General features: G+C 72.0%; 20 protein-coding genes and 1 pseudogene. 10 read left to right on the forward strand and 11 right to left on the reverse strand.

Annotated elements, in window-relative coordinates:
* Positions 1 to 3: 3 nt before the first annotated feature.
* A complete protein-coding gene (locus tag AB8Z36_RS05755) occupies positions 4 to 843 on the reverse strand; it encodes a siderophore-interacting protein (RefSeq protein ID WP_369212077.1) in 840 nt (279 codons plus the stop codon).
* 50 nt (positions 844 to 893) lie between these two features.
* Complete coding sequence (locus AB8Z36_RS05760; RefSeq protein WP_369212093.1) at positions 894 to 1,832, reverse strand: 5'-3' exonuclease; 939 nt, start codon at positions 1,830 to 1,832, stop codon at positions 894 to 896.
* Positions 1,833 to 2,100: 268 nt separating this feature from the next.
* On the opposite strand from AB8Z36_RS05760, the gene AB8Z36_RS05765 reads away from it, so the two are divergent.
* The 5 genes from AB8Z36_RS05765 to AB8Z36_RS05785 all read left to right on the forward strand — a co-directional run bounded on the left by AB8Z36_RS05765 (position 2,101) and on the right by AB8Z36_RS05785 (position 8,424).
* On the forward strand, positions 2,101 to 3,258 hold the full coding sequence (locus tag AB8Z36_RS05765) for a quaternary amine ABC transporter ATP-binding protein (RefSeq protein ID WP_369212078.1): 1,158 nt from the start codon (positions 2,101 to 2,103) through the stop codon (positions 3,256 to 3,258).
* Complete coding sequence (locus AB8Z36_RS05770) at positions 3,251 to 5,860, forward strand: ABC transporter permease/substrate binding protein (RefSeq protein WP_369212079.1); 2,610 nt, start codon at positions 3,251 to 3,253, stop codon at positions 5,858 to 5,860. The genes AB8Z36_RS05765 and AB8Z36_RS05770 overlap by 8 nt, the downstream gene beginning before the upstream one ends.
* Positions 5,861 to 6,003: 143 nt before the next feature.
* Positions 6,004 to 6,954 carry a hypothetical protein gene (locus tag AB8Z36_RS05775; protein ID WP_369212080.1) on the forward strand — a complete coding sequence of 317 codons (951 nt, stop codon included), beginning with the start codon at positions 6,004 to 6,006 and terminating at the stop codon, positions 6,952 to 6,954.
* A gap of 152 nt (positions 6,955 to 7,106) precedes the next feature.
* Positions 7,107 to 7,682, forward strand: a complete 576-nt coding sequence (locus AB8Z36_RS05780; RefSeq protein WP_369212081.1) for a helix-turn-helix domain-containing protein — start codon at positions 7,107 to 7,109, stop codon at positions 7,680 to 7,682.
* A 22-nt stretch (positions 7,683 to 7,704) separates the two neighbouring features.
* Positions 7,705 to 8,424, forward strand: coding sequence for a helical backbone metal receptor (locus tag AB8Z36_RS05785; RefSeq protein WP_369212094.1), 720 nt, complete (start codon positions 7,705 to 7,707; stop codon positions 8,422 to 8,424).
* Here the strand turns inward: AB8Z36_RS05785 and AB8Z36_RS42260 are convergent.
* The 3 genes from AB8Z36_RS42260 to AB8Z36_RS05805 all read right to left on the reverse strand — a co-directional run bounded on the left by AB8Z36_RS42260 (position 8,351) and on the right by AB8Z36_RS05805 (position 11,615).
* Positions 8,351 to 10,270, reverse strand: a complete 1,920-nt coding sequence (locus AB8Z36_RS42260; protein ID WP_440581860.1) for an ArsA-related P-loop ATPase — start codon at positions 10,268 to 10,270, stop codon at positions 8,351 to 8,353. The two genes, AB8Z36_RS05785 and AB8Z36_RS42260, sit on opposite strands and share 74 nt — an antisense overlap.
* A 51-nt stretch (positions 10,271 to 10,321) precedes the next feature.
* Positions 10,322 to 10,759, reverse strand: coding sequence for an SRPBCC family protein (locus tag AB8Z36_RS05800; protein WP_369212082.1), 438 nt, complete (start codon positions 10,757 to 10,759; stop codon positions 10,322 to 10,324).
* An 85-nt stretch (positions 10,760 to 10,844) separates the two neighbouring features.
* A complete protein-coding gene (locus AB8Z36_RS05805; protein ID WP_369212083.1) occupies positions 10,845 to 11,615 on the reverse strand; it encodes a metallophosphoesterase family protein in 771 nt (256 codons plus the stop codon).
* Between the two features lie 299 nt (positions 11,616 to 11,914).
* On the opposite strand from AB8Z36_RS05805, the gene AB8Z36_RS05810 reads away from it, so the two are divergent.
* A complete protein-coding gene (locus AB8Z36_RS05810; RefSeq protein ID WP_369212084.1) occupies positions 11,915 to 13,711 on the forward strand; it encodes an AMP-dependent synthetase/ligase in 1,797 nt (598 codons plus the stop codon).
* A gap of 347 nt (positions 13,712 to 14,058) precedes the next feature.
* Here the strand turns inward: AB8Z36_RS05810 and AB8Z36_RS05815 are convergent, their stop codons facing one another.
* Positions 14,059 to 15,201: a glycosyltransferase family 4 protein gene (locus AB8Z36_RS05815; protein ID WP_369212085.1), complete on the reverse strand. Its 1,143-nt coding sequence runs from the start codon at positions 15,199 to 15,201 to the stop codon at positions 14,059 to 14,061.
* 141 nt (positions 15,202 to 15,342) lie between these two features.
* Between AB8Z36_RS05815 and AB8Z36_RS05820 the strand changes: the two genes are divergently transcribed.
* Positions 15,343 to 16,581 (forward strand): glycosyltransferase 87 family protein, encoded by a 1,239-nt coding sequence (locus AB8Z36_RS05820; RefSeq protein ID WP_369212086.1) that lies wholly within the window; start codon positions 15,343 to 15,345, stop codon positions 16,579 to 16,581.
* Here the strand turns inward: AB8Z36_RS05820 and AB8Z36_RS05825 are convergent.
* From AB8Z36_RS05825 to AB8Z36_RS05845, 5 genes are all read right to left on the reverse strand, one after another.
* The gene (locus AB8Z36_RS05825) at positions 16,538 to 17,749 is read right to left on the reverse strand and encodes a hypothetical protein (protein WP_369212087.1); all 1,212 of its coding nucleotides are present in this window, start codon (positions 17,747 to 17,749) and stop codon (positions 16,538 to 16,540) included. The two genes, AB8Z36_RS05820 and AB8Z36_RS05825, sit on opposite strands and share 44 nt — an antisense overlap.
* A 38-nt stretch (positions 17,750 to 17,787) precedes the next feature.
* Entirely contained in the window at positions 17,788 to 18,813 is a 1,026-nt protein-coding gene (locus AB8Z36_RS05830; protein WP_369212088.1) for a C40 family peptidase, read from the reverse strand.
* Positions 18,814 to 19,013: 200 nt separating this feature from the next.
* Positions 19,014 to 20,045: a C40 family peptidase gene (locus AB8Z36_RS05835; RefSeq protein WP_369212089.1), complete on the reverse strand. Its 1,032-nt coding sequence runs from the start codon at positions 20,043 to 20,045 to the stop codon at positions 19,014 to 19,016.
* A gap of 270 nt (positions 20,046 to 20,315) precedes the next feature.
* Positions 20,316 to 21,665 (reverse strand): NYN domain-containing protein, encoded by a 1,350-nt coding sequence (locus tag AB8Z36_RS05840; RefSeq protein ID WP_369212090.1) that lies wholly within the window; start codon positions 21,663 to 21,665, stop codon positions 20,316 to 20,318.
* A 34-nt stretch (positions 21,666 to 21,699) separates the two neighbouring features.
* A complete protein-coding gene (locus tag AB8Z36_RS05845; RefSeq protein WP_369212091.1) occupies positions 21,700 to 21,939 on the reverse strand; it encodes a hypothetical protein in 240 nt (79 codons plus the stop codon).
* Positions 21,940 to 22,095: 156 nt separating this feature from the next.
* Here AB8Z36_RS05845 and AB8Z36_RS05850 point away from each other — a divergent pair, with 156 nt between their 5' ends.
* From AB8Z36_RS05850 to AB8Z36_RS05860, 3 genes and pseudogenes are all read left to right on the forward strand, one after another.
* Positions 22,096 to 22,830 carry a rhomboid family intramembrane serine protease gene (locus tag AB8Z36_RS05850; protein ID WP_369212092.1) on the forward strand — a complete coding sequence of 245 codons (735 nt, stop codon included), beginning with the start codon at positions 22,096 to 22,098 and terminating at the stop codon, positions 22,828 to 22,830.
* Positions 22,827 to 23,108, forward strand: a complete 282-nt coding sequence (locus AB8Z36_RS05855; RefSeq protein WP_055566223.1) for an Lrp/AsnC family transcriptional regulator — start codon at positions 22,827 to 22,829, stop codon at positions 23,106 to 23,108. Before AB8Z36_RS05850 ends, AB8Z36_RS05855 begins: the two co-directional genes overlap by 4 nt.
* Before the next feature lie 96 nt (positions 23,109 to 23,204).
* Positions 23,205 to 23,320: pseudogene (locus AB8Z36_RS05860) on the forward strand (small hydrophilic protein); the annotation flags it as partial.

Genomic DNA, 23,320 nt, shown 5'->3' on the forward strand with positions numbered 1-23,320 from the left:
GTCCTACGCCGAGTGGGGCTCCTGCTCCGCCTCCACCTGCGCGTTCCACTCGCGCTTCGACGCCTGCCAGCCGTCCTCGTTGTGGCCGAGGCGCCAGTAGCCGGAGATCGAGAGGCGGTCGCGGGGGATGTCGCGCTCCACCCGGAGGTAGCGGCGCAGCTCCTTCACGAAGCCCGCCTCGCCGTGCACGAAGGCGAGCGGGTCGCCCTCGGGGAAGTCCAGCGCGCGCACGGCCTCGACCAGCGCGCGGCCGACCGGACGGCCCGCGCGGTGCAGCCAGACGACCGGGACGCTCGTCTCGATCTTCTGCTCCTCCTCGGGGCCCTCGACCTCGACGAAGACATGGGCGATCGCACCCTCGGGCAGCGCCTCGGCCGCGGCGGCGATCGCGGGCAGCGCGCTCTCGTCGCCCGCGAGGAGATGCCAGGCCGCGTCGGCCTCGGGGGCATAGGCGCCGCCGGGGCCGAGGAAGCGGATCGTGTCACCGGCCTCGGCGTCCCGCGCCCAGGGTCCCGCGAGGCCCTCGTCGCCGTGCACCACGAAGTCCACGGTCAGTTCGCGGGCCTCGGGGTCCCAGCGGCGCACCGTGTACGTCCGGGTCACCGGCCACTGGTCGCGGGGGAACTCCTCGCGGATGCGCTGTATGTCGAACGGCACGGGATAGGTGACGCCCTCGGCGTCGAAGAGCAGCTTCACATAGTGGTCGGTGCAGTCGCCCGCCGTGAACTCGGCGAGGCCGTCGCCGCCGAGGACGACGCGCTGCATGTGCGGGGTCAGCCGCTCGGTGCGCACGACGCGCCCGACGTGAGTCTTCGGTGCTTGGCGTGCGGGACGTTCTGCCATGGCGACGGCCTCCCCTTCAACAGCTACTTAGGTTTACCTAAGCTAACACCTCACCCCTGGAGTGTGGCGACCAGGCGCTGAAGCGAACCGCCCAGATTCCACCGCTGCGCGAGCTCGTCGAGGGCGGCGGGGTCGCGAGGTGTGCGCGGCAGCGCCACGTCGACCTCGGGCAGCGGGACATCGGCGGCGACCCGGACGACCTTCGGCGCGACCGCCACATAGGCCCTGGACTCGTCGAGCCGCTTGCGCTGCGACGGTGTCAGCCGGGACTTCGGGTCGTCGACCGCGGCCATGATCCCGGCCAGGTCGCCGAAGGCGTCGAGAAGCTTCGCCGCGGTCTTCTCGCCGATGCCGGGCACGCCGGGCAGGCCGTCGCTCGGGTCGCCCCGCAGCAGGGCGAGGTCGACATAGCCGGAGCCGTCCACGCCGTACTTCTCGCGCAGCCAGGCCTCGTCGGTGAGCTGGAGGGTGCCGACGCCCTTGAGGGGATAGAGGACGCGGATGCCGCGCGCGTCGTCCACGAGCTGGTACAGGTCGCGGTCGCCGGTGACGATGTCGACCGGGCCCGCCGCGCGGGCCGTGAAGGTGCCGATGACGTCGTCCGCCTCGTACGCCGTCACGCCCACGCGGGCGATGCCGAGCGCGTCGAGGACGGCCTCGATCACCGGCACCTGGGGCGCGAGGGTGTCGGGGACCTCCTCGGCGTCCGGGCCCTGCTCGGTCTCCTCGGCGACGCGGTGCGCCTTGTACGAAGGGATCAGCTCGACGCGCCATTCGGGGCGCCAGTCAGCGTCCATGCAGGCGACCAGGTCGTCCGGGCGGTGGTCCTGGACGAGGCGGGCGATGAAGTCCAGGAGCCCGCGCACGGCGTTGACCGGGGCGCCGTCGGGGGCCTTCACCGATTCCGGGACGCCGAAGTACGCCCGGAAGTACAGGGATGCCGTGTCGAGGAGCATGAGCCGTCGTGTTCGCTGAGTCACGTTGCGCATCATGCCGCACGCCACTGACAGCCGCCCGGACGGCGCCGGGGGCGGAGGGTGCCCGCGTTGCGCATGGTGTGTGTCGGTGCCGAGGACGCAACGGTTGTGAGCTGGGTCACTCTTGTGTTTGGCCTGAATGCGTGTGGGCAGGCGCGCAGCCGGAGCGAGGCCGGTCGTATTTTCAACATTTCGATCGGGTAAGTGGCCCGAAGCCACCGCGCTCCACGGCCCGCCGGCGGGGGAGGCGGGCCGTCTTGGTTCGACCCGAGAGGTGTATGTGTCCAGGCTGCAGGCCGAGCACTTGTACAAAGTGTTCGGCAGACGACCCGATGACGCGGTGGAGCGACTCCGCCACGGAGCAGACCGAGAGGAGCTGCGCGCCGACGGCACCACCGCCGCCGTGATCGACGCCTCCTTCGAGGTCGAGCCGGGCCAGATCTTCGTCGTCATGGGTCTCTCCGGATCCGGCAAGTCCACGTTGCTGCGCATGCTCAACGGGCTGTCGGAGCCGACGGCCGGTCACGTCCGCTTCGACGACCAGGACCTCACCGAGCTGAGCGCCCGTGAGATGCGCGAGGTGCGCTCCAAGAAGATCAGCATGGTCTTCCAGCACTTCGCGCTCTTCCCGCACCGCAGCGTCCTGGAGAACGCCGGATACGGCCTCGAAGTGCAGGGCGTCCCGCGCGCCGAGCGCGAGAAGCGCGCCACCGAGGCACTGGAGCTCGCCGGTCTCAAGGGCTGGGAGAAGTCCTGGCCCGACGAGCTGTCCGGCGGCATGCAGCAGCGGGTGGGCCTCGCCCGCGCGCTCGCCACCGACGCCGACCTGCTCCTCATGGACGAGTCGTTCAGCGCCCTCGACCCGCTGATCCGGCGCGACATGCAGGACCAGCTCCTGGTGCTCCAGAAGCGGCTGAAGAAGACCATCGTCTTCATCACCCACGACTTGAACGAGGCCATGCGCCTGGGCGACCAGATCGCCGTCATGCGCGACGGCCGCATCGTCCAGATCGGCACCTCCGAGGACATCCTGGTCACCCCGGCCAACGAGTACGTCGCCGCGTTCACGCAGGACGTCGACCGCTCCCGGGTCCTGACCGCGGGCGCCATCATGGCCGACCCTCACGAGGGCTTCGCGCAGGCCGACGCGCCCGCGACGGTCTCCGTCGACACCCCGATCATCGACCTGTTCACCCCCTGCTCCACCAGCGAGGTGCCGGTCGCCGTGACCGACGCCGACGGCGGACTCGTGGGTGTGGTGCCGCGGGCCAGGCTGCTCGCGGTGCTCGGTGAGCCCATGGAGTCGGAGACCGGGGCGGAGCCGCGGGACGCGGCCTCCATACCCGACCAGGAAGAAGCGGCCTCCGTACCCGCTCAGGAAGAAGCCGCCGGTGAAGACGGCGGCAAGAGCGTGGGCAAGGTGAGCAGCGGTGCCTAGGATTCCTTTCGGCGACTGGGTCAATGACTCGGTCGAGTGGCTCAGAACCCACATGGACTGGCTGTTCTCGTTCATCAAGACGATCTTCCAGAACATGTGGGACGGCGTCTTCGACGTCCTCTCCGCTCCCGAGCCGCTGCTGATGGCGGGCATCCTCGCCGTCATCGCGTTCTGGCTGCGCGGACTGCTCGGCGGGGTGCTCGCGTTCGCGGGCTTCGCGTTCATCGTCTCCCTCGAACTGTGGGACAACGCGATGATGACGCTGTCCCTGGTGCTCGTCTCGACCTTCGTGGCGCTGGTCATCGCCGTGCCCGTGGGCATCTGGGCGGCCCGCTCCAAGACGGTCAGCGGCATCGTCCGCCCGGTCCTCGACTTCATGCAGACGCTGCCCGCGATGATCTACCTCATCCCGGCGCTGCTGTTCTTCCGGATGGGTGCCCCCGCGGGCATCGTCGCCACGATCGTCTTCGCGCTCGCCCCCGGGGTGCGCATGACCGAGCTCGGCATCCGCCAGGTCGACAAGGAACTGGTCGAGGCGGCCGACGCGTTCGGCACTACGCCCCGCAACACCCTCTTCCGCGTCCAGCTGCCGCTCGCGCTGCCGACGATCATGGCCGGTGTCAACCAGGTCATCATGCTCGGCCTCTCCATGGCGGCCCTGACCGGCATGGTCGGCACCCCGGGTCTCGGCGCCGACGTGAACGCCGCCATCGGCCAGCTCGACGTCGGTCTCGGCGCGGAGGCGGGCGTCTCCATCGTCATCCTCGCCATCTACCTGGACCGCGTCACCAGCGGCCTGGGCGGCCAGGTCTCGCCGCTCGGCCGCCGCGCGCTCGCCAAGCTGCGGGCCGCGCAGGGGCTGAACATCTGGAACTACCGCCCCCGGCCCGTCGTCGCCATGGTCGGCGTCGTCGTCCTCGCGCTCGTCGCGGGCGGCATGGGCATCTTCGGCTCCAGCAAGTCCGAGTCCGTGGCCGCCTCGAAGGACGTCGGCCAGGGCAAGGAAATCAACATCGGCTACATCAACTGGGACGAGGGCATCGCCTCCACCTTCCTCTGGAAGGAGATCCTGGAGCAGCGCGGCTTCAAGGTGAACGCCAGCCTCCTGGACGCCGGGCCGCTCTACACCTCGCTCTCCCAGGGCGACGTCGACTTCCAGACCGACTCGTGGCTGCCGACGACGCACGCCACGTACATGAAGAAGTACGGCGACAAGCTGGAGGACCTCGGCGCCTGGTACGACCAGACGTCCCTGGAGCTGACCGTCCCCTCGTACATGAAGGACGTGGACTCGCTCGCGGACCTCAAGGGCAAGGGCGGCACGTTCGACGGCAAGATCACCGGCATCGAGCCGAGCGCCGGTGAGATGCAGCTCCTGAAGAGCAAGGTCCTCAAGGAGTACGGCCTCGACAAGGAGTACAAGGTCGTCGACGGCTCCACCACCGCGATGCTGTCCGAGCTGAAGGCGGCGTACGCGAAGAAGGAGCCGATCGTCGTCCCGCTCTGGTCGCCGCACTGGGCGTACAACGACTTCGACCTGAAGAAGCTCAAGGACCCGAAGGGTGCCTGGGGCAAGGGCGACGGCGTGCACTCGCTGGCGCGCAAGGGCTTCTCGAAGGAGAACCCGCAGGTCGCCAAGTGGCTCAAGAACTTCACCATGGACGAGAAGCAGCTCACCAGCCTTGAGGCGGAGATCAACAAGGCGGGCAAGGGCAAGCAGCAGGACGCCGTGCGCACCTGGCTGAAGAAGAACCCCAAGGTGGTCGACAAGCTGGCCCCGCTGCCCAAGGGCACGGGCAGCGAGGAGACCAAGCGTCCGCTGAAGGCCGCGTACTTCGCCTGGGACGAGAACATCGCCGTCACCAACCTGTGGAAGCGCGTCCTGGAGAAGCGCGGCTACAAGATGGAGCTGACGCCGGCCGACGTGGGCCCCGCCTACACCGGTCTCGCCCAGGGTGACCTCGATCTCAACCTCGACGCGTGGCTGCCCACCGCCCAGAAGTCGTACTGGGACAAGAACAAGGAGAACCTGAAGGACCTCGGGTCCTGGTACAGCCCGACCTCCCTCGAAGTCGCCGTCCCGAGTTACGTCAAGGACGTGAAGTCGCTCGCCGACCTCAAGGGCAAGGGCGACAAGTTCAAGGGCAAGATCATCGGCATCGAGCCGGGCACCGGCGTGATGCAGGCGCTCAAGGACAAGGTCCTGCCGGGCTACGGCCTGGAGGACGAGTACGAGATCGCCGCGGGCTCCACCCCCGCGATGCTCTCCGAGCTGAAGACCGCCTACTCCAAGAAGGAGCCCATCGCGGTCCTGCTCTGGTCGCCGCACTGGTCGTACAACGAGTACAAGCTGACCAAGCTGAAGGACCCCAAGGGCGGCTTCGGCAAGGGCAACACGATCCGCTCGCTCTCCAGCAAGGACTTCCCCGAGCAGTACCCGCAGCTCACGAAGTGGCTCAAGAACTTCAAGATGAGCGAGCAGGAGCTGGCCTCCCTGGAGAACGAGATCAACAAGGCGGGCAAGAACAACGAGCCCAAGGCCGTCGACGCCTGGCTCAAGAAGAACCCGGGCTTCGAGGAGAAGATGACCTCCGCGAAGTAGACCGGCCGAGAGACCGACCGCAGTAAGGGGTGGGCGTCGCCTTGTGGCGAAGCCCACCCCTTCCGGCGTTCCGGCGGGCGCCCGCGGTGCCTAATCTCGACGGAGTCCGCCCGCCCCTCTCGAACACCCGAACGCGAGACCCCGTGACCTCCGCCAGGCAGCCAAGGACGGCCCGCCTCTACTTCGCCGCCGCCCTCGCCCTGGCCGCCTCGCTGCTCGTCGCGCACCTCGCGCGGGCGGACGCCGGCCCCGCCTCAGCGGGCACCGCGCGCCTCGCCGCGCTCGCCGGGGACGTCACCGCCGCCGACGGACACCGCTACGACGCGCGGGACGACACCGGGCGCACCATGGACGCCGCGCAGATCGAGCAGGCCCAGGACGGCCGCTACCTCGCCGTCTACCACACGCTCCTGGCCGACGGCCGCTTCCACGCCGCCGTGGCCACCTCCACCGACCTGCGCCACTGGCAGCGCCGCCAGCGCTCGCCCACGACGGCCGCGGCGGCTACGTCCTCGCCTATGAGAAGGACCCCCGCAACCACATCGCCGTGCGGGCGTACGAGGACGCCGCCGCGCTGCTCGCGGGCCGCGCCCGGCACTCCTTCGACGCGCCGCGCACCCTGTCGCGCTGCGCCGAGGGCACCCCCGGCGTCACCGCGGTGCGCGGCGCGACCATCCAGCTCACCGGGGACCGACCGCCAGCTCCGCGCCACGCTCACCGGCTTCCGGCACTGGCACGCCGAGCCCGACCGGCGGCTCGACCGCGCGGTGCGGTCCCGGGGCAACGGCGGCAACATCGGCGACCGCGCGCCTGTCGAGCTCGGCGGGCAGCGGGTGGTCCTCATCGAGGGGCAGGGGCGGCGCGGGGACTTCGGGACCTGGTCCACGTACGCCTACGATCCCCCGAGTGGACGCGCGGACCGGCTGGACATCCGCACCCACGGCGGCAGCCGTGCCTTCGCCAACCCCTCCGCGACCCTGCTGACCGACCCACGGGGCGAACCGGCTCTGCTCATGAGCCTCTTCGTGCCCGCCGAGGGGTCCGCGCCGGGTGAGTCCGGACAACTGCTCTACTGGCGCGAACTCGGGAAGTAGGGTCGGCGCGCGGAGTGTTTCCGCGGCCGTGGGCCGAAGGCGGGGGACGGGCGGTCCCGGCAACGGGGCAGAACCGTCCGGCGAACATGCGTAGGGTGCAGACAACCCCTCAGGGTTGAGAGTGGACCGATGCGCTGAAGGGAGCCGAGGCGATGGACGAGCACAAGGAGACCCTCCGGGTGGGCTCGGCCGTGCGGCGCCGCCGCAGGCAGCTGGAGCTCACCCTGGCCGTCGTCGCCGAGCGCAGCGGCCTCTCCGTGCCGTTCCTCAGCCAGATCGAGAACGAACGCGCCAGGCCCAGCATGCGCTCCCTGCAACGGGTCGCCGACGCTCTGTGCACCACCGACGTGGAGCTCCTCGCCGCCGCCGACCCCGCCCGCACCGTCGAGGTCGTGCGCGCCCAGGACGACACCGACCTGGACCACTCGACCCCGGAGGCGCGCGTACGGGAGCTGGCGCGCGGCCACCACCAGCTGCACGCCCTGGAATTCATCGGCGACCACGACGAGGGCCGCGAATTCCAGCACCGCAACGACGAGTTGATGTACGTCATCGAGGGCGCCGTCGAGATGGAGGCGGAGGGCCGTGCCTACCGCCTCGGGCGCGGCGACTCGCTGTTCCTCACCGGCGGGGTGCGCCACCGGTGGCGGGCCACCGTGCCGGACACCCGGGTCCTGGTGGTCGCCGTCGGGGACCACATCGAGGCGGTGGACGACGGAGGGCGCTGACGTGCCGTCCGGCCGCGGCCCGCTGCGGGTCGTCTCGCTCGTGCCCTCGCTGACCGAGGCGGTCGCCGTGAGCGCGCCGGGTGCGCTGGTCGGGGCGACCGACTGGTGCACCCACCCGGCGGACCTCGGCGTCGCCCGCGTGGGCGGCACGAAGAACCCCGACGTGCCCCGCGTTCTCGCCCTCGCCCCCGACCTGGTCATCGCCAACGAGGAGGAGAACCGCGCCCCCGACCTGGCGGCGCTGCGCGATGCGGGCGTCGAGGTCCTGGTCACGGAGGTCCGCACACTGCCCCAGGCCTTCGCCGAGCTGCGGCGGGTCCTCGCGGCCTGCGGCGCGGACGACCCCGGCTGGCTCGGGGAGGCCGAGGCGGTGTGGCGGGGGCTGCCCGCTCCCGCGGCCCGGCTGCGGGCGGCCGTGCCGATCTGGCGGCGGCCCTGGATGGTCGTCGGCCGCGACACCTTCGCGGGTGACGTCCTGGCGCGCCTCGGTGTCGACAACGCCTACGCGGAGCACGCCGAGCGCTATCCGAGGGTCGGGATCGGCGAGCTGTGCGAGGGCGGCCTCGATCTGCTGGTCCTGCCCGACGAGCCGTACCGCTTCACCGCCGACGACGGCCCGGAGGCCTTCCCCGCGTCCCTGCCGGTCGCCCTGGTCAGCGGCAGGCACCTCACGTGGTACGGGCCTTCGCTGCTGCGGGCGCCCGCGGTGCTCGGCGCGGCGCTGCGAGCAGCGAGCCGTTGAGGACGCCGCGCAGGGTGTTCGCCAGAGCCACCGCGCAGGCCGCGAGAAGCAGGACGAAGAGGCCGGTCGCGAGCCAGTCGAACGCCGCGAGGCCGGTGTGCTCGGCGAGGCCCTCGGCGCCCGTCACACAGGTGCCCACCGGGAAGGTGAACGCCCACCAGGTCATCGCGAAGCGCATGCCTTCGCGGCGGGCGCGTCGCACGAGCGCCGCCGCCAGGGCCAGCCAGAACAGGGCGAAGCCCATCACGGGCACGCCGTAGAGCACGGCGAGGGCGAGGAAGCCGTGGGCGAGCGGGGCGGGGACGACGCCGGGCGCGACATCCGCGAGTTTGCCGGTGGCGGTGGTGGACTGGCCGAGCGGGCCGAGGACCAGGAAGAGGGTGGGCGTGAGCGCGAGCGGCAGGGGCCCCGTGGTCACCAGGCGGGTGAAGATCACCGGCAGCATCACCAGGGTGGCGAGCAGGCTCAGGCCGAACATCGCGAAGCAGGCGTGGAGCAGCGTCTGCTGTGCCTGGCCCGCGGGCAGGTGCGGGACGAGCAGCGGGCCGACGGCGGCCGACACCATCGGCGCGACCACGGGCAGCAGCCAGACCGGCGACGCCTGGTCGGCGGTGACGCGGTGCCGGACCACCATGAGGTACGGGACGGCGACGGCCGCCGCCAGGCCGATGGCCGTGCCGAGGGTGAACAGGACGGCGTCGAGAGCGAGGGCGGCGCCGGTGCCGATCCAGTCCTCGCCGACCAGCAGTGTGCCCGCGCCCACCGCGAGCAGGGCCATGGACAGGCAGCCGTAGAAGGGCGCCACCGCCGGGTCGAGGAGGTGGGCGCGGGCCTGGTCGCGGTGGTGCGCCCAGTGCGCGGCACGGGCGGCGAGCAGCACCGCGAGCAGGACGAGCGAGAGCGCCCAGACGGCGGTGCAGGCGGTACGGAGGCCGGTGAACCGGTAGGGGAGTGCGGCGCCCGCGTTGGCGACGACGGCGGTGCCCATGACGCACGCGTACCAGTTGGGTCCGAGGTGGCGGACCCGGCGGACTCCGTGGCCGGGGCCGTACGCGGTCTCCCACTCGGCCAGCGTCTTGTCCTGCTGGGCACGGAGCGCGGCGAGCCAGGTGTCGGCCGAGGCGTCGGGCAGGACGCGGTTGGCGAGCAGGAGGTCGGTGCGCAGCCCATACAGGGCGAGTCCGGTGACGGTCTCGGCGACGGCGTCGGCGCCCGCGGGGCCGGGCTCCGCGACCAGCCGGACGGTGGTGGCGGGGTCCTCGACGACGGCCTGTACGGCGGCCAGTTCGCGCTCCCAGCGGGCGGCGGTCTCGTACAGCCAGGCGGCGGGCATCGGGACGCCCGCGAGACGGCCGAGCATGGGGCGCAGGGCGCGGGCCGCCTGCCGTTCCGGCGGGAGCAGTCTGCGCAGATAGCGGCGGAGCTGTTCCGGCAGGGCGAGGACGGCGAGGGCCCTGGGGGCGGGCGGCAGATCGACGACCACGGTGTCGTGAGCGGTGCCGCGCGCGGCGTCGCGCAGGGCGCGCAGCAGGGCCAGCTCCTCGCCGCCGGGCAGCGGGGTCAGCTCCTCGCCGTCGATCCGGTCGGCGCCGAGGAGCTCGAACGCGGAGGCGGCACGTTCCTGCAGGGCCACCAGATCGTCCCGGAAGCGGGCGTCGGGCGTGAGGTGGCGTGCCGTGAGCCCGGGGTGCGCCTCCGGCCCGCCGAGGGCCGCCCCCAGGGTGTCGCCGCGGTCGGCGGAGAGCACGAGGACCCGCTGCCCGGCCCGTGCCGACGCGAGCGCGGCGGCCGCGGCGACGGTGGTCCTTCCGGAGCCGCCGGGGCCGGTGACGAGGAGGGTGCGCATAAGGGTGAACGGTACGTCAGTGCGATCCGCTCACCGGCACACCGGGTCCCGCTACTCGCCGGATTCCACGCGCTTCTTCAGGCCCGCGAGGGCGCGGTCGATGATGACCTTCTCCGCCTTGCGCTTGATCATCCCGAGCATGGGGATCTTGACGTCGACGGTCAGCCGGTAGGTGACCTGGGTGCCGGAACCGGCGGGCTTCAGGAGGTAGGTGCCGTCCAGGGAGCGCAGCATCTGCGACTTGACGAGGGTCCAGCTGACCTCGTCGTCGCCGGTCCAGGTGTAGCCGAGGGTCTGGTCGTCCTTGATGGCGCCCGCGTCCATGACGAGGCGGACCTCCTTGGCGCGGCCCCGCTCGTCGGTGGCCAGGACCTCGGCCTCCTTCACCTCGCCCGTCCAGTCCGGGTACCGCTCGAAGTCGGCGATCACCGCCATGACCTCGGCCGGTGCCGCCTCGATCGTGATGCTCGAGCTGGTGTGTTCGGCCATGGCCGTGGCTCCTCCAGATGCGGTCCGGTACAAGGGGATGTCCGAGGTGGTGTCCACCGCGTGAAGGCTACCGCGCGTCCCGGGCTCACCACTCCAGGGCCCAGGGCCTGCCGGAACCGGCGAAGTGCCCGACGTTCACACACTCCGTCGCGCCGATCCGCATGCGCCGGACGAGCGGCTGGTGGACGTGGCCGAAGAGCGCGTACCTCGGCCGGGTCGAGCGGATCGCGTCCAGGAGCGCCCGGCTGCCGCGCTCGAAGCGGCGGGCCACCGTGTCGTACAGCAGCTCGGGGACGTCCGGCGGGATGTGCGTGCACAGCACGTCGACCTCGCCGACCGCCTCGATCTTGGCGGCGTACTCCTCGTCGCTGATCTCGTACGGCGTGCGCATGGGGGTGCGCAGGCCGCCGCCGACGAAGCCGAAGACCCGGCCGCCGATCTCGATGCGCTCTCCGTCCAGGACGGTCGTACCGGGACCGGCGTATTCCGGCCACAGGACGGGCATGTCGACGTTCCCGTAGGTGGCGTAGGTGGGGGTCGGAAAGGCGGCGAACAGCTCGGCGTACTGCCTGCGTACCGCCTGTTCGATCGCCGGGGCGCGGTCGACGCCCGCCCAGAGCCGCCTGCCGAGCTCCTTGGCCTCGTCGAAGCGGCGCGCGGTGCGCAGCTCCACCATGCGGGAGGCGTTCCCCGCGCCGAAGAGATCGGGGAAGATGCCGCGCGAGTGATCGGCGTAGTCGAGGAAGAGTACGAGGTCACCGAGGCAGACCAGCGCGTCGGCGCCCTCGCCCGCGCGGGCGAGGGCCTCCGCGTTGCCGTGCACGTCACTGACCACGTTGACCCGGAAAGCTGGCATGCCGATCACCCTAGGACGGCCGTCCCGCGGAGGGTAGGGGCCCCATCCCCGGGGCCGGACCTGCGGTTACTTCCGAGTCGGGAAGCCGGTGGCGTACTGTGCGACGCAGACCACGACGGCGTGTGACGCACCGAACATCTGGGCCCGACCCCCTACCGAACAAGCCATACCCATGGGTAACGTCCGGGCAGTCCAGTAGTGCTCGGCCCCCCACTCGACTGAGCACCTGCCCGATCTTGGACCGCACCGTCGCAGCACACGACGTCGTGGCGCCGGCGCCCTATGTAGGAGCAGCAGTCTTGCGCGAGTTCAGCCTTCCGGCCCTGTACGAGGTCCCCGCGGACGGCAATCTGACCGACATCGTCCGCAGAAACGCCGCGCAGCATCCGGATGTCGCCGTCATCGGACGCAAGGTCGGCGGACGGTGGCAGGACGTCGACGCCACGACCTTCCTCGCCGAGGTCCGCGCCACCGCCAAGGGCCTCATCGCCTCCGGGGTCCGGCCGGGCGACCGGGTCGGCCTGATGTCCCGCACCCGTTACGAGTGGACCCTCCTCGACTTCGCCATCTGGAGCGCGGGCGCGGTGACCGTGCCGGTGTACGAGACGAGCTCCGCCGAGCAGATCCAGTGGATCCTCGGTGACTCGGGCGCCGTCGCCTGCGTCGTCGAGCTGGACGCGCACACCGCAGCCGTCGAGTCGGTGCGCGAGACGCTGCCCGCCCTGAAGAACCTCTGGCAGATCGACGCGGGCGGCATCGAGGAACTGCACCGCGCGGGCTCCGACGTGCCGGACGCCACCGTGGACGAGCGCAGCGCCGCCGCCAAGGCCGACGACCCGGCCACCATCGTCTACACCTCGGGCACCACGGGCCGCCCCAAGGGCTGCGTCCTCACCCACCGCAGCTTCTTCGCGGAGTGCGGCAACGTGGTGGAGCGCCTCAAGCCCCTGTTCCGCACGGGCGAGTGCTCGGTCCTGCTCTTCCTGCCCGTCGCGCATGTCTTCGGGCGTCTGGTGGAGGTCGCGGCGCTGATGGCGCCGATCAAGCTGGGGCACGCGCCCGACGTCAAGAACCTCACCGACGAGCTGGCCTCCTTCCGGCCGACCATGATCCTGGGCGTGCCGCGCGTCTTCGAGAAGGTCTACAACTCGGCGCGGGCGAAGGCGCAGGCGGACGGCAAGGGCAAGATCTTCGACAAGGCCGCGGACACCGCGATCGCCTACAGCCGGGCGCTGGACAGCGCGGCGGGGCCCTCGCTCGGCCTGAAGATCAAGCACAAGGTCTTCGACAAGCTGGTCTTCAGCAAGCTGCGGGCGGTGCTCGGCGGGCGCGGCGAGTACGCGATCTCCGGCGGCGCGCCGCTCGGCGAGCGCCTCGGCCACTTCTTCCGCGGCATCGGTTTCACCGTTCTGGAGGGGTACGGCCTCACCGAGTCCTGCGCGGCCACGGCCTTCAACCCGTGGGACCGGCAGAAGATCGGCACCGTGGGGCAGCCGCTGCCCGGCTCCGTCGTGCGGATCGCGGACGACGGCGAGGTCCTCCTCCACGGCGAGCACCTCTTCTCGCGCTACTGGAACAACGAGGGCGCCACGGAAGAGGCGCTGGCCGACGGCTGGTTCCACACGGGGGACATCGGGACGCTCGACGAGGACGGGTATCTGCGGATCACCGGGCGCAAGAAGGAGATCATCGTCACGGCGGGCGGCAAGAACGTCGCCCCGGCCGTCATCGAGGACCGCATCCGGGCGCATGCGCTGGTCGCCGAGTGCATGGTCGTCGGGGACGGGCGGCCCTTCGTGGGGGCGCTCGTCACGGTCGACGACGAGTTCCTCGGGCGGTGGGCGGCGGAGCACGGTAAGCCCGCGGGGTCCTCCGCGAAGTCTCTCCGTGACGACGCGGATCTTCTGGCGGCGATCCAGAGTGCGGTGGACGACGGCAACGCGGCGGTCTCCAAGGCGGAGTCCGTCCGCAAGTTCCGTGTCCTCGGTTCCCAGTTCACGGAGGAGTCCGGTCATCTGACGCCGTCGCTGAAGCTGAAGCGGAATGTGGTGGCGAAGGATTATGCGGACGAGATCGAGGCGATTTACCGCGGGTAGCGTTGACGGTCCTTGCGCCCACTGGCCGTGGGGTGCCGTGTCCCTTGGCGGCCATCGCTCTCTTGTGGTCGCTCGCGCAGTTCCCCGCGCCCCTGACAGGCCGCCCACTCGCCGTGGGGGGCCTGTTCCCTTGCGGCTGCCGGTCGCGTCGTGGTCGCTCGCGCAGTTCCCCGCGCCCCTGAAAGCCGAGGCTCCGCCCCGCTTTCCCGGCCCGCCCCCGTCAAGCCCAGGGGCGGGGAACTGCGCGACCAGCCCACGACAGCCCGCAGGCAAAGACGCAACGCCCGACCCCCCAAGGGGCGCGGGGAACTGCGCGAGCAACCCACGAGGGCCCGCAGGCCGGGGGGCTACAGGAGAGCGCGGAGGTGGGCGGCCAGGAGGTCCCAGCGCCAGTTTTCCTCCACCCAGGCGCGCCCCCGCGAGCCCATGCGGGAGCGGAGTTCCGGGTCCGCCAGGAGCGTGGTGATGCGGTCGGCGGCCTCCTCGGGGGCGCCGCCCCTGACCACCCAGCCCGTCTCGCCGTCGAGGACCGCGTCGGGCGCGCCGCCGGAGTCACCGGCGACGACCGGCAGGCCCGTCGCCGAGGCCTCCAGGTAGACGATGCCGAGGCCCTCCACGTCCAGACCGCCCCGCCGCGTCCGGCACGGCATGGCGAAGACGTCCCCGGCGCCGTAGTGCGCGGGAAGCTCCGACCACGGGACCGCCCCGGTGAAGCGGACCGAGCCCGCGACGCCCGTCTCGGCCGCGAGCTTGCGGAGGTCCGCCTCGTAGGGGCCGCCGCCGACCACGAGAAGCACCGCCTCCGGTGACTTCGCGAGGATCGACGGCATGGCGAGGATCAGCGTGTCCTGGCCCTTGCGGGGGACGAGCCGCGAGACGCAGACGACGACCGGACGGTCCGTCAGTCCGAGCCGCGCCCGCACGGCGTCACCCCCCGAACCGGGGTGGAAGGTCTTCTCGTCGACGCCCGGCGGCAGTTGCACCATCCGCCCGGCCGCCGCGGGCGTCAGCGCTGCGGCGATCCGCGACCGGGTGTACTCCCCGAGGTAGGTGACCGTGTCCGTCGACTCGCCGATCCGCCGCAGGAGTTGGCGGGACGCGGGAAGCTGGGCCCACCCGGCCTCGTGGCCGTGGGTCGTGGCGACCAGCCGCGTGGCGCCCGCCTTGCGCAGCGCGGAGCCCATGAGCCCCAGCGGCGCGGCCGCCCCGAACCACACCGACGTACAGCCGTGTTCCCGCAGCAGCGAGACCGCGCGCCGGGTGACCCGGGGGGTCGGGAGCAGCATCGTCGTGGGGTCGCGTACGACCTTGAAGGGCTGTTCGGCGTCGAAGGCGGCGGTGGCCTCGGCGCCCTCGCGGCCCCGCTTCCAGGTGGACGCGTAGACGACGATCCGCTCGGGATCCAGGCGCAGCGCCATGTTGTGCAGGAACGCCTGGATGCCGCCGGGCCGGGGCGGGAAGTCATTGGTCACGATCAAGGTCTTGTGCATCGTGCCCGACAGTACCGAAGCGGCGGCAGAGGGGCAGCCGACGGCCCCGCCTCTTCGCCCTCCGCCCGCGCCGCCCGGCATCATGAGCCGAGAAACACAGCGAAACACCTTGAAGCGCACGAAAAGGGGCCGGGCGGGCGTATGGCGCGTATTCTCCTCTTCTGGTGGCTCACCAGGGCCGTCCTGCTGCTCTGCGTCCTCCGTCTGCTCACCGCCCCCGGACCCGACGTGACCAGCGACGTCTCCGTCATCTACCAGGGCTGGTACGAGATCCTGCGCACCGGCACCTTCCCCTTGGACGACGTCACGTGGCAGTACCCGCCCGGCGCCGCCCTCGCCGTCCTCTCCCCCGCTCTGCTGCCCTTCCTTGACTATCCGTCGGCCTTCTTCGTCCTGGCCTTCCTCGCCGACGCGGCCGTCTCCGGACTGCTCCTGTACGCGGGGCGGCGTCCCGGCAGATCGCCGCGCGGCCTCGTGGTGTGGACCGTGGGCGTGCCGCTGCTCGGGCCGACCGTGTACGCCCGCTACGACATCCTCGTGACCGCCGTCGCGGTCGCCGCGCTGCTCGCCGGGGCCGGGCGTCCGCGCGTCCTCGGGGCGCTCGCGGGGTTCGGCGCGCTCCTGAAGGTCTGGCCGGTGCTGCTGCTCGCCGGCACGCCGCGCGGCCGGGCCACGGTGCGGTCCTGGACGGCGGCCGCCGTCACCGCCCTCGGCGTCACGCTGGGCTTCCTGGTGGCGATGCCGGGCGCGCTCGCCTTCCTCACCTTCCAGCGCGACCGGGGCACGGAGGTGGAGTCGCTCGGCGCCCTCGTCTTCCACGTGGGGCGGCACCTGGGCTGGCGGGGCGAGGTGCGGCTCAACTACGGCTCGGTGGAGTTCCTCGGCCCGTACGTGCCGCTGGTCAGCACGGCGGCGCAGGCGCTCACCCTGGCCGTGTTCGGCTGGCTCCTGGTGTGGCGGCTGCGCGCCCGCCTCTGGTCGGCGGGCACGCTCGCGGAGGCGGCCTTCGTGGCCGTGCTGCTCTTCACCGCCACGAGCCGGGTGATCAGCCCGCAGTACATGCTGTGGCTGGTGGGGATCGCCGCCGTCTGCCTGGCGTACCGCACGAGCGGCATGGGGCTCCCCGTCCGGCTCGTCCTCGCGGCCACGTTCGTGACGTTCCTGGAGTTCCCCGTCTGGTTCTCGCACGTGGTGGCCAGCGATCCGCTGGGCGTGGCCCTGCTCCTCGTGCGCAACGGCCTGCTCGTCGCGGCGGCCCTGCTCGCCTGCCGCGAGCTGTGGCGCCGGAGCGCCGCGGAGCCACGGGGCGGGGCGCCTGGGCCGGTGCGGGGCGCGGTCAGCGCAGCTCGGAGCGCAGATACGTACGCCAGCGCGCCGTGAACTCCTCAAGTGTGGTGTCCAGGACGTCCCGCAGGGCGTCCTCGACGGCCCCCGCCCGCTTCTCATGGGCGCCCACGGCCCGGTAGAACTCCCGCAGCCGCCGCTCGCCCCACTGCTCCGCGATCATCCGGCAGGCCAGCCACGAGCCCTCGTAGGCCTGGGCGAGCCGCTCGGCGTCGCCGTCGAAGCCGAAGTCGGCGTCGTCGGGGAGCGTGCCGGGCAGCCGCTCGTCCTGTGCCGCGCGCCGCAGCTCGGGCGCGGCCTGTGCCGCCGTACGCCCGCTGCCGCGATAGCCCGCCCAGTCCGCGAAGCCCTCGGAGAGCCAGAGCGGGGTGGCCGCCGAGGTACGGGAGCGGGTCGCCACATGGGCCGTCTCATGGGTCAGCACGACCTGCTTGCCGAAGCCGCCGAGGACGCCGTACGCCTCGGGGTTGACGATGACGCGGTCCGCCGGGGCCCGCCCCGAGCCGCCCACCTCGCCGGTGGTGACCGCCGCTATCCCCCGGTACCCGGCGGCGGGCGCCCCGAGCAGGCCCGCCATGCCGTCCAGTGTGCGGGGCACGAGGACGACGACCTTCCCGGGCCACTTGTCCCGCCAGGCCCGGTCGACGGCGGGCACCGCGCGGTCGGCGAGGTCACGGTAGACGCGGCGCTCCTTCGCGCTCTGCCCGACGCCGAGGACGAGGCTGTGCTCGCCCCGCTCGGCCCGCACCCGGCCCTGGTCCCAGAGCTGCTGGCCCGCCTTCCGCGCGGGCCGCTCGGAGGTGACGTACCAGCGCCCGCCGTGCCGCTCCAGGGCGAGCGTGCGCTCGGCGGTGAGCGGGGCGCGGTCGTAGCCCTTGACGCGGTAGCTCAGCTCGGCGCGCGCGGTGGCCCGGGAGCCCGAGCGGTCGAGGCCGGTCAGGCGGTACTCCCAGGAGTCGAGCGGCACGCCACGGACGTTGGCGAAGAGATCGGCGGGAGCGCGCCCGTCGGCCGCGCTCCGCTCCGTGCGCTCGTACGCCTTCTCGTCCCGTTCGAGCACGGCGTGCGCCCGGCGCTCCAGGAGTCTGCGCACGTCCCCGGCGGCGGAGTCGGGGACGGGATCGCCGCCGCAGCCGGCGAGCACGGCGAGGCAGAGCGCGACGCACAGCGCCACCGCTCCCGACCCGCGCCCGTGACCAGCCACCTGTCCGATCGTACGGGGCGGGCGCGGCGGGCGGCCGGTCAGACGCGGGTCACCGAGGAGACCGGCATCATGCCGACCGGGTCGTAGCGGACCGGCGCCCCGGGGTAGGGGGCGTGCACCACCTGGCCGTTGCCCACGTACATCCCGATGTGGCTGGCGTCGTCGCGGTAGGCGACGAGGTCGCCGGGCCGCGCCTCGGAGAGGGAGACCTGGCGGCCCGCGTACCGCTGCGCCTGCGAGGTGCGCGGCAGGCCGACCCCGGCCTGGGCGTACGACCACTGCATGAGGCCCGAACAGTCGAATCCGGCGGGTCCGTTGGCCCCCCATACGTAAGGGCGGCCGATCGCGGACCGGGCGGCGGCCAGCGCGGCGGCGGCGCGTGCGGACGCGGCGCCGCCGGAGGCGGGCAGGCCGGCCCGGTCGCCGGAGCGCGAGGACCGGTCGTAGGCCTCGCGCTCGTGCCGGTTCAGCGAGTTGAGCAGCCGCCGCGCCTTGGCGAGCTTGTGCTCGACGGTGCGCTTGTGGCGGGCGACGGTGGCGCGGCTCTTCTCCAGCTCGGCGAGCTTGCGCCCGGCCTCGGCGCGCTTCTGGGCGAGGCCGCGCTGGGCCTTCTGGAGGTCGGTCAGCTCACTCGCCTGCCGGGCGGTGACGCGGTCGAGGACCGAGGCGCGGTCGAGGTAGCCGTCGGGGTCGGAGGAGAGCATGAGCTGGAGCGCGGGGTCGATGCCGCCCTCGCGGTACTGCGCCCCGGCGAGCGCGCCGAGCGCGCCCCGCATCCGGTTGATCCGCTCCTGGCCGCGGGCGACGCCGTCCTGGGCCCGCTTCACCTGCCCGCGCAGCCTGTCCGTGCGCTCGTCGGCGTCGTTGTAGGCCTCGGTGGCCTGCTCGGCCTGTTCGTAGAGCCGGTCGACCTTGGCCCTGGTGTCGGAGGGCTTGTCCTGCGGCGCGGCACCCGCGGGTGCGGCGGCCAGGGCCGCGGCAGCGGTGGCCGCTGCCGCCGAGAGGACGGTGACGCGCGTGCTCCGGTCGGTGCCGGGCTGTGCGGGACGGCGGTGGGACCCCACGGGACGCCGCTCTCCTTCCGCTGAAGCCCCCCGGCTTTCCGGGGGAACGCGCGCCGACAGTAGCCGGGCGGCCGGGGCGGAACCAACGGCCGAATGGGTACGGACAGCGCTGCGCCCCGCTTCTGACGCAGGTCATCAACGGGGCGCGGGGTCAGCGGGAGTTGCCGTGATTCGCCCGTTCGGGCGGTTCCGGCGAGCGGTCAGACGCGGACGCCGAACTGGAAGGTGCCGAGGTAGGACATCGACTCGTAGCGGACGACGGCGCCCGGCTTCGGGGCGTGCAGGACCTGGCCGTTGCCCGCGTAGAAGCCGACGTGTGCGAGGTTGTTGAAGAAGACCAGGTCGCCGGGCTTCAGCTCGCCGCGGCCGATCCTCGTGCCGTCGTTCTGCTGGGTGTACGTGGTGCGGGTGATGGAGACGCCGGCCTGCGCGTACGCCCACTGGGTGAGCCCGGAGCAGTCGTAGGAGTTGGGGCCCGTGCCGCCGGAGACGTACGGCTTGCCGAGCTGGGTGGCGGCGGCGCTCAGGGCGGCGGCGCCACGGCCGGAGGCGGGCGCCTCGTCGCCGAGGTCGGCGCGCTGGTCGGCGGCGCGGCTCGCGCGTTTCTGCTCCTTGGCCGCCAGGTCCGCCTTCTCCTTGGCGGTCAGCGTGTTGAGGATCTTCTGGGCCTCGCCGAGCTTGCCCTGGACTTCCTTCTTCTTCTTGCCGAGCTCCTCGCGGGTGTCCGCGAGGTCGTCCAGCTTGCCCGCGGCCTCCTTGCGCTTCTGCGCGAGGTCCCGCTGCTTCTTCTGGATCTTCTTCAGCGCGTCGACCTGCTGGCTGCTGAGCTGGTCGAGGGTGGACGCCTTGTCGAGGTAGTCGTCCGGGTCGGAGGAGAGGAAGAGCTGGAGGGAGGGGTCGATGCCGCCGGAGCGGTACTGCGCGCTGGCCATCGAGCCGAGGCCGTCCCGCAGCTCGTTGAGCTCCTCCTGGCCGTCGGCGACCTTGTCCTGGAGAGCGCCGATCTGCTTCTCGAGCTTCTCCTGCTTCTCCTTGGCCCCGTTGTACTTGTCGGTGGCCCGCTCCGCGTCCTCGTAGAGCTTGTCGACCTTGGACTTGACCTCGTCCTTGCTCGGCTTCGGCGCGGCCTGGGCGGCGCCCTGCGAGGTGAGGGCGACGGCAGCGGCGGCGGTCGCGGTGAGCACGGTCACGCGGGTGCGGCTCGGCTGCTTGGGACGACGGTGGGACGCCACGCGGGCGGCTCCTTCTTCCTCCAGCCGCCTACCGAGACCCGGTGGGCGGGTACCACCGCCGCCACCCCGTGTGGGTGATCAACTGAGCGGAGGTTCGAGGCGAGACCTTAGTGACCTTCTTGTGATCAGTTCAAATTACCGGGGCAGAAAATCGGTTGCGGGAGGCATATTTTACCGACGGCACACAGCCCGTAATGATCTTCTGACGCTGCGTCGCACCTCGGGCGCCCCCAATTCGGGCATTGCGCGCAGGAGTTGCCGGAAGCCTCTTTAACTCCGCGAAAGCCGCTTCAGGAGCACCGCCGAAGCCACCGGCCGCGCACCGGCCTTGGCGATCCCGTCGGCCACCTCGCGGTCGGTCGAGACGACGACCACGGGCCTGCCCGGCGGCTCCGCGCGCACCAGCTGACGGATCAGCTCATCGGCCGTCACGCCCGGCTTGGAGAACAGCACCCTGACCCCGCGCGGCGGTGCGAGCAGCACCGGAGCGGCCAGCTCGGCCCCGTCGAAGACGCAGGTGACCTCGGCGCCGGACTGCAGGGCGAGCTGCGAGAGCGAGCCGAGCAGGCGCAGCCGCTGCTTGTCCAGGGGCATGGTCGGATAGCCCGTCTTGGTGACGTTGTAGCCGTCGACGACCAGGTGCGCCTGCGGCAGGGCGAGGAGCTGGTCCAGGATCGCCGGGTCGTTCTCGGAGAGCGCGCGGGCCGCGATGTCCTTGGGCGACATCCGCCCCGGCTCGACGGCGTCCACGGTCTCCGCGGGCCGCACCGAGACGGGCGGCAGGGCCAGTTCGCGCCGGAGCCCCTGGGCCGCGTCGAGGACCGTGTCGAGCAGCAGGCGCACCCGCATGTCCTCCACGCTGCGCCCCTCGCGCGCGGCCCTGCGGCTGGCCTCGAGGGCGGCCTCGGTCTCGCCGAGCCGTGCCTTCAGCCGCCGCGTCTCGCTCTCGGCGGCGGACACCTGGGCCTGACCCTCGGCGCGGACGGTCTCCGTCTCCGCGGCGGCCTTGCGCAGCGCGGCCTCGCCCCGCTTGATGTCGCTGAGCGCCCCGCGCAGCTTCCGGTGCATCGATTCGGCTTCCCTGCGCGCCGATTCCAGCTCGGCGCGGAGCCGCTCGGTCTCCGCCTTGGTCTGGCCGCGCGCCGCGGCCAGCTCCTCGCGCAGCCGGTCGAGCTCGGCCCTGGTCTCGTCGTCCGCGCGCTCGGCGTCCGCCCGCTGGGCCTCCTCGCCCGCGGCGGTCACCAGCTTCACCCAGCCGGTGGGGCGCAGCACATAGGCCGCAGCCGCCACGTCGAGGGGGTCGGCGGCGGGCGGCGGGGTGCCCGCGTCCAGGGCACCGGCCAGCTCGGCCTGGGACTCCCTGAGCCGCTCGCCGATGCGCTGCCGGAAGATGGTGTCGCTCTCCAGGGCCGCCGCCATGGCGTTGCCCGCGAACTTCGCGCGCCGGGTGGGCGTGAAGCGGGCGTACTGTCTGAGCTGTGCCGGAAGTTCGGCCAGGGTCAGCCCGCCGAAGCCGTCCGAGACGATCTGGACGACGCGCCGCCGCACCCCGTCCGGCAGCGGACGGTCGAGCACCTCAGCGGCGCCGTCGTCCGGCTCCCCGCCTGCGCTCTCCACCATCCGTCACCCCACTTGCCGTGCGGGCCCCGCTCCCTCAGGAGCCGGTGCCCGGCCTGTCCACCAGTTCCACCTGATCCACCGCGTTGCACCAGCGGCAGCGGACCGACTCGATGGTCTCACTGACCACCTCGCGTTCCTCGACGTTCGGCTCACCGGCCAGGTCGAGATGCACATACTCGACGACCTTCGAGGTGCGGGTCACGTCGAAACGCGTGAGATTGCCGCACAGCGTGCAGCGCCACCGGGTGGTGGCGGTCGGCAGGGGAACCGTCATCGTGGCTGATCGCTTTCCTCGGTGGCGTGGTGCTCGTGCGGTATTCCGTGGTGCGTATTGCCCGCAACCTTAAGGCCTGTAAGGGGCGCCATGCGGCGGCGTCCGTCCCGGCATGGCGGTCTGTGCCGGTAGCGCCCGCTACGTCATGCTCTGTTCATGATCCACGCATGGAAGACGAGGGCGGGCCGGCTGCTCGGCGGCCGGTCGGCCCCGGTGACGTACGCACTGATCGCCGCCTGCTGCCTGGTGTTCGTGATCTCACCGGTCTCCGGGCTCAACCCCGGCTACGGACGCGGCAACGAACTGCTCGGCGCGCAGCAGGCCTATTTCGAGCGGTGGGGCGTGGTGCCCGTCGAGCTCTTCAGCGGCGTGCCGAGCGCCGCCCTCGGCCCGTTCACGGCGCTGTTCGTGCACGGGAGCTGGGTGCATCTGCTCGGCAACATGCTCTTCCTCTTCGTCTTCGGGGCGATGGTCGAGGAGCGCATGGGGCACCTTTCCTACGCGCTCTTCTACACCGGGTGCGGCTATCTCGCGCTGCTCTCGTACGCGGCGGCGCACGCGGGCTCCCACCAGACGCTCGTCGGGGCCTCGGGGGCGATCTCCGCCGTCCTCGGCGCGTTCCTCTACCTCTTCCCCAAGGCGCGCGTCACCAGCATCTACCCGTTCCTGTTCTTCCTGCCGCTGCGCTTCCCCGCCTGGCTCGTGCTGCCGTTCTGGGTCGCCCTCCAGTGGCTCGCCGCGGGACAGGACGGGCAGGGCAGCGGGGTGGCGTACCTGGCACATCTGGTGGGCTTCTCGCTCGGGTTCCTCTACGCGTGGGTGTGGTGTTTGCGGAGGGCTAGAGTGAAGAGCACCGCCGCACCGGCCATCGAGGGAGACAGCCAGCCGTGATCACCGCGATCGTGCTCATCAAGACCAGCGTGGACCGGATCCCGGAGATCGCCGAGTCGATCGCCGCGCTCGACTCCGTCAGCGAGGTCTTCTCCGTCACCGGCACCTACGACCTGATCGCCATGGTGCGCGTGCCGCGCCACGACGACCTCGCGGACGTCATCCCCGGCCGGATCAGCAAGATCCCCGGCGTCGAGGGGACGGACACGCACGTCGCGTTCCGCACGTACTCCCAGCACGACCTGGAGGCGGCGTTCGCGATCGGCCTCGACTCCTGAGACTCCTCGTACCCGCGGACCCCCGGAGCGCGGTCCCGTCTTCATGAGGATTTCCTCATCCGCGGCTCATCGGAACACGACGGTGCGCCCCGCACCATCGCGGACATGGTCTTCTCCCACCGCATGGCGGCCCTGGCGGCCGTCGTGGCGATACCGCTCGGCATCGCCACGACCAGCTATCTGCTGACGGACAGCCCCGAGCCCCCCAAGGC

The organism is Streptomyces flavofungini (assembly GCF_041028215.1).
Classification (GTDB): Bacteria; Actinomycetota; Actinomycetes; order Streptomycetales; family Streptomycetaceae; genus Streptomyces; species Streptomyces flavofungini_B.

What these genes read in the sequence shown, in the direction of transcription:
- AB8Z36_RS05805 (WP_369212083.1), bottom strand. Translation starts at nt 11,615, where the DNA reads ATGCCAGCTTTCCGGGTCAACGTGGTCAGTGACGTGCACGGCAACGCG.
- AB8Z36_RS42260 (WP_440581860.1), bottom strand. Translation starts at nt 10,270, where the DNA reads ATGCGCACCCTCCTCGTCACCGGCCCCGGCGGCTCCGGAAGGACCACC.
- AB8Z36_RS05815 (WP_369212085.1), bottom strand. Translation starts at nt 15,201, where the DNA reads ATGCACAAGACCTTGATCGTGACCAATGACTTCCCGCCCCGGCCCGGC.
- AB8Z36_RS05820 (WP_369212086.1), top strand. Translation starts at nt 15,343, where the DNA reads ATGGCGCGTATTCTCCTCTTCTGGTGGCTCACCAGGGCCGTCCTGCTG.
- AB8Z36_RS05845 (WP_369212091.1), bottom strand. Translation starts at nt 21,939, where the DNA reads ATGACGGTTCCCCTGCCGACCGCCACCACCCGGTGGCGCTGCACGCTG.
- AB8Z36_RS05780 (WP_369212081.1), top strand. Translation starts at nt 7,107, where the DNA reads ATGGACGAGCACAAGGAGACCCTCCGGGTGGGCTCGGCCGTGCGGCGC.
- AB8Z36_RS05760 (WP_369212093.1), bottom strand. Translation starts at nt 1,832, where the DNA reads ATGCGCAACGTGACTCAGCGAACACGACGGCTCATGCTCCTCGACACG.
- AB8Z36_RS05755 (WP_369212077.1), bottom strand. Translation starts at nt 843, where the DNA reads ATGGCAGAACGTCCCGCACGCCAAGCACCGAAGACTCACGTCGGGCGC.
- AB8Z36_RS05850 (WP_369212092.1), top strand. Translation starts at nt 22,096, where the DNA reads ATGATCCACGCATGGAAGACGAGGGCGGGCCGGCTGCTCGGCGGCCGG.
- AB8Z36_RS05800 (WP_369212082.1), bottom strand. Translation starts at nt 10,759, where the DNA reads ATGGCCGAACACACCAGCTCGAGCATCACGATCGAGGCGGCACCGGCC.
- AB8Z36_RS05840 (WP_369212090.1), bottom strand. Translation starts at nt 21,665, where the DNA reads ATGGTGGAGAGCGCAGGCGGGGAGCCGGACGACGGCGCCGCTGAGGTG.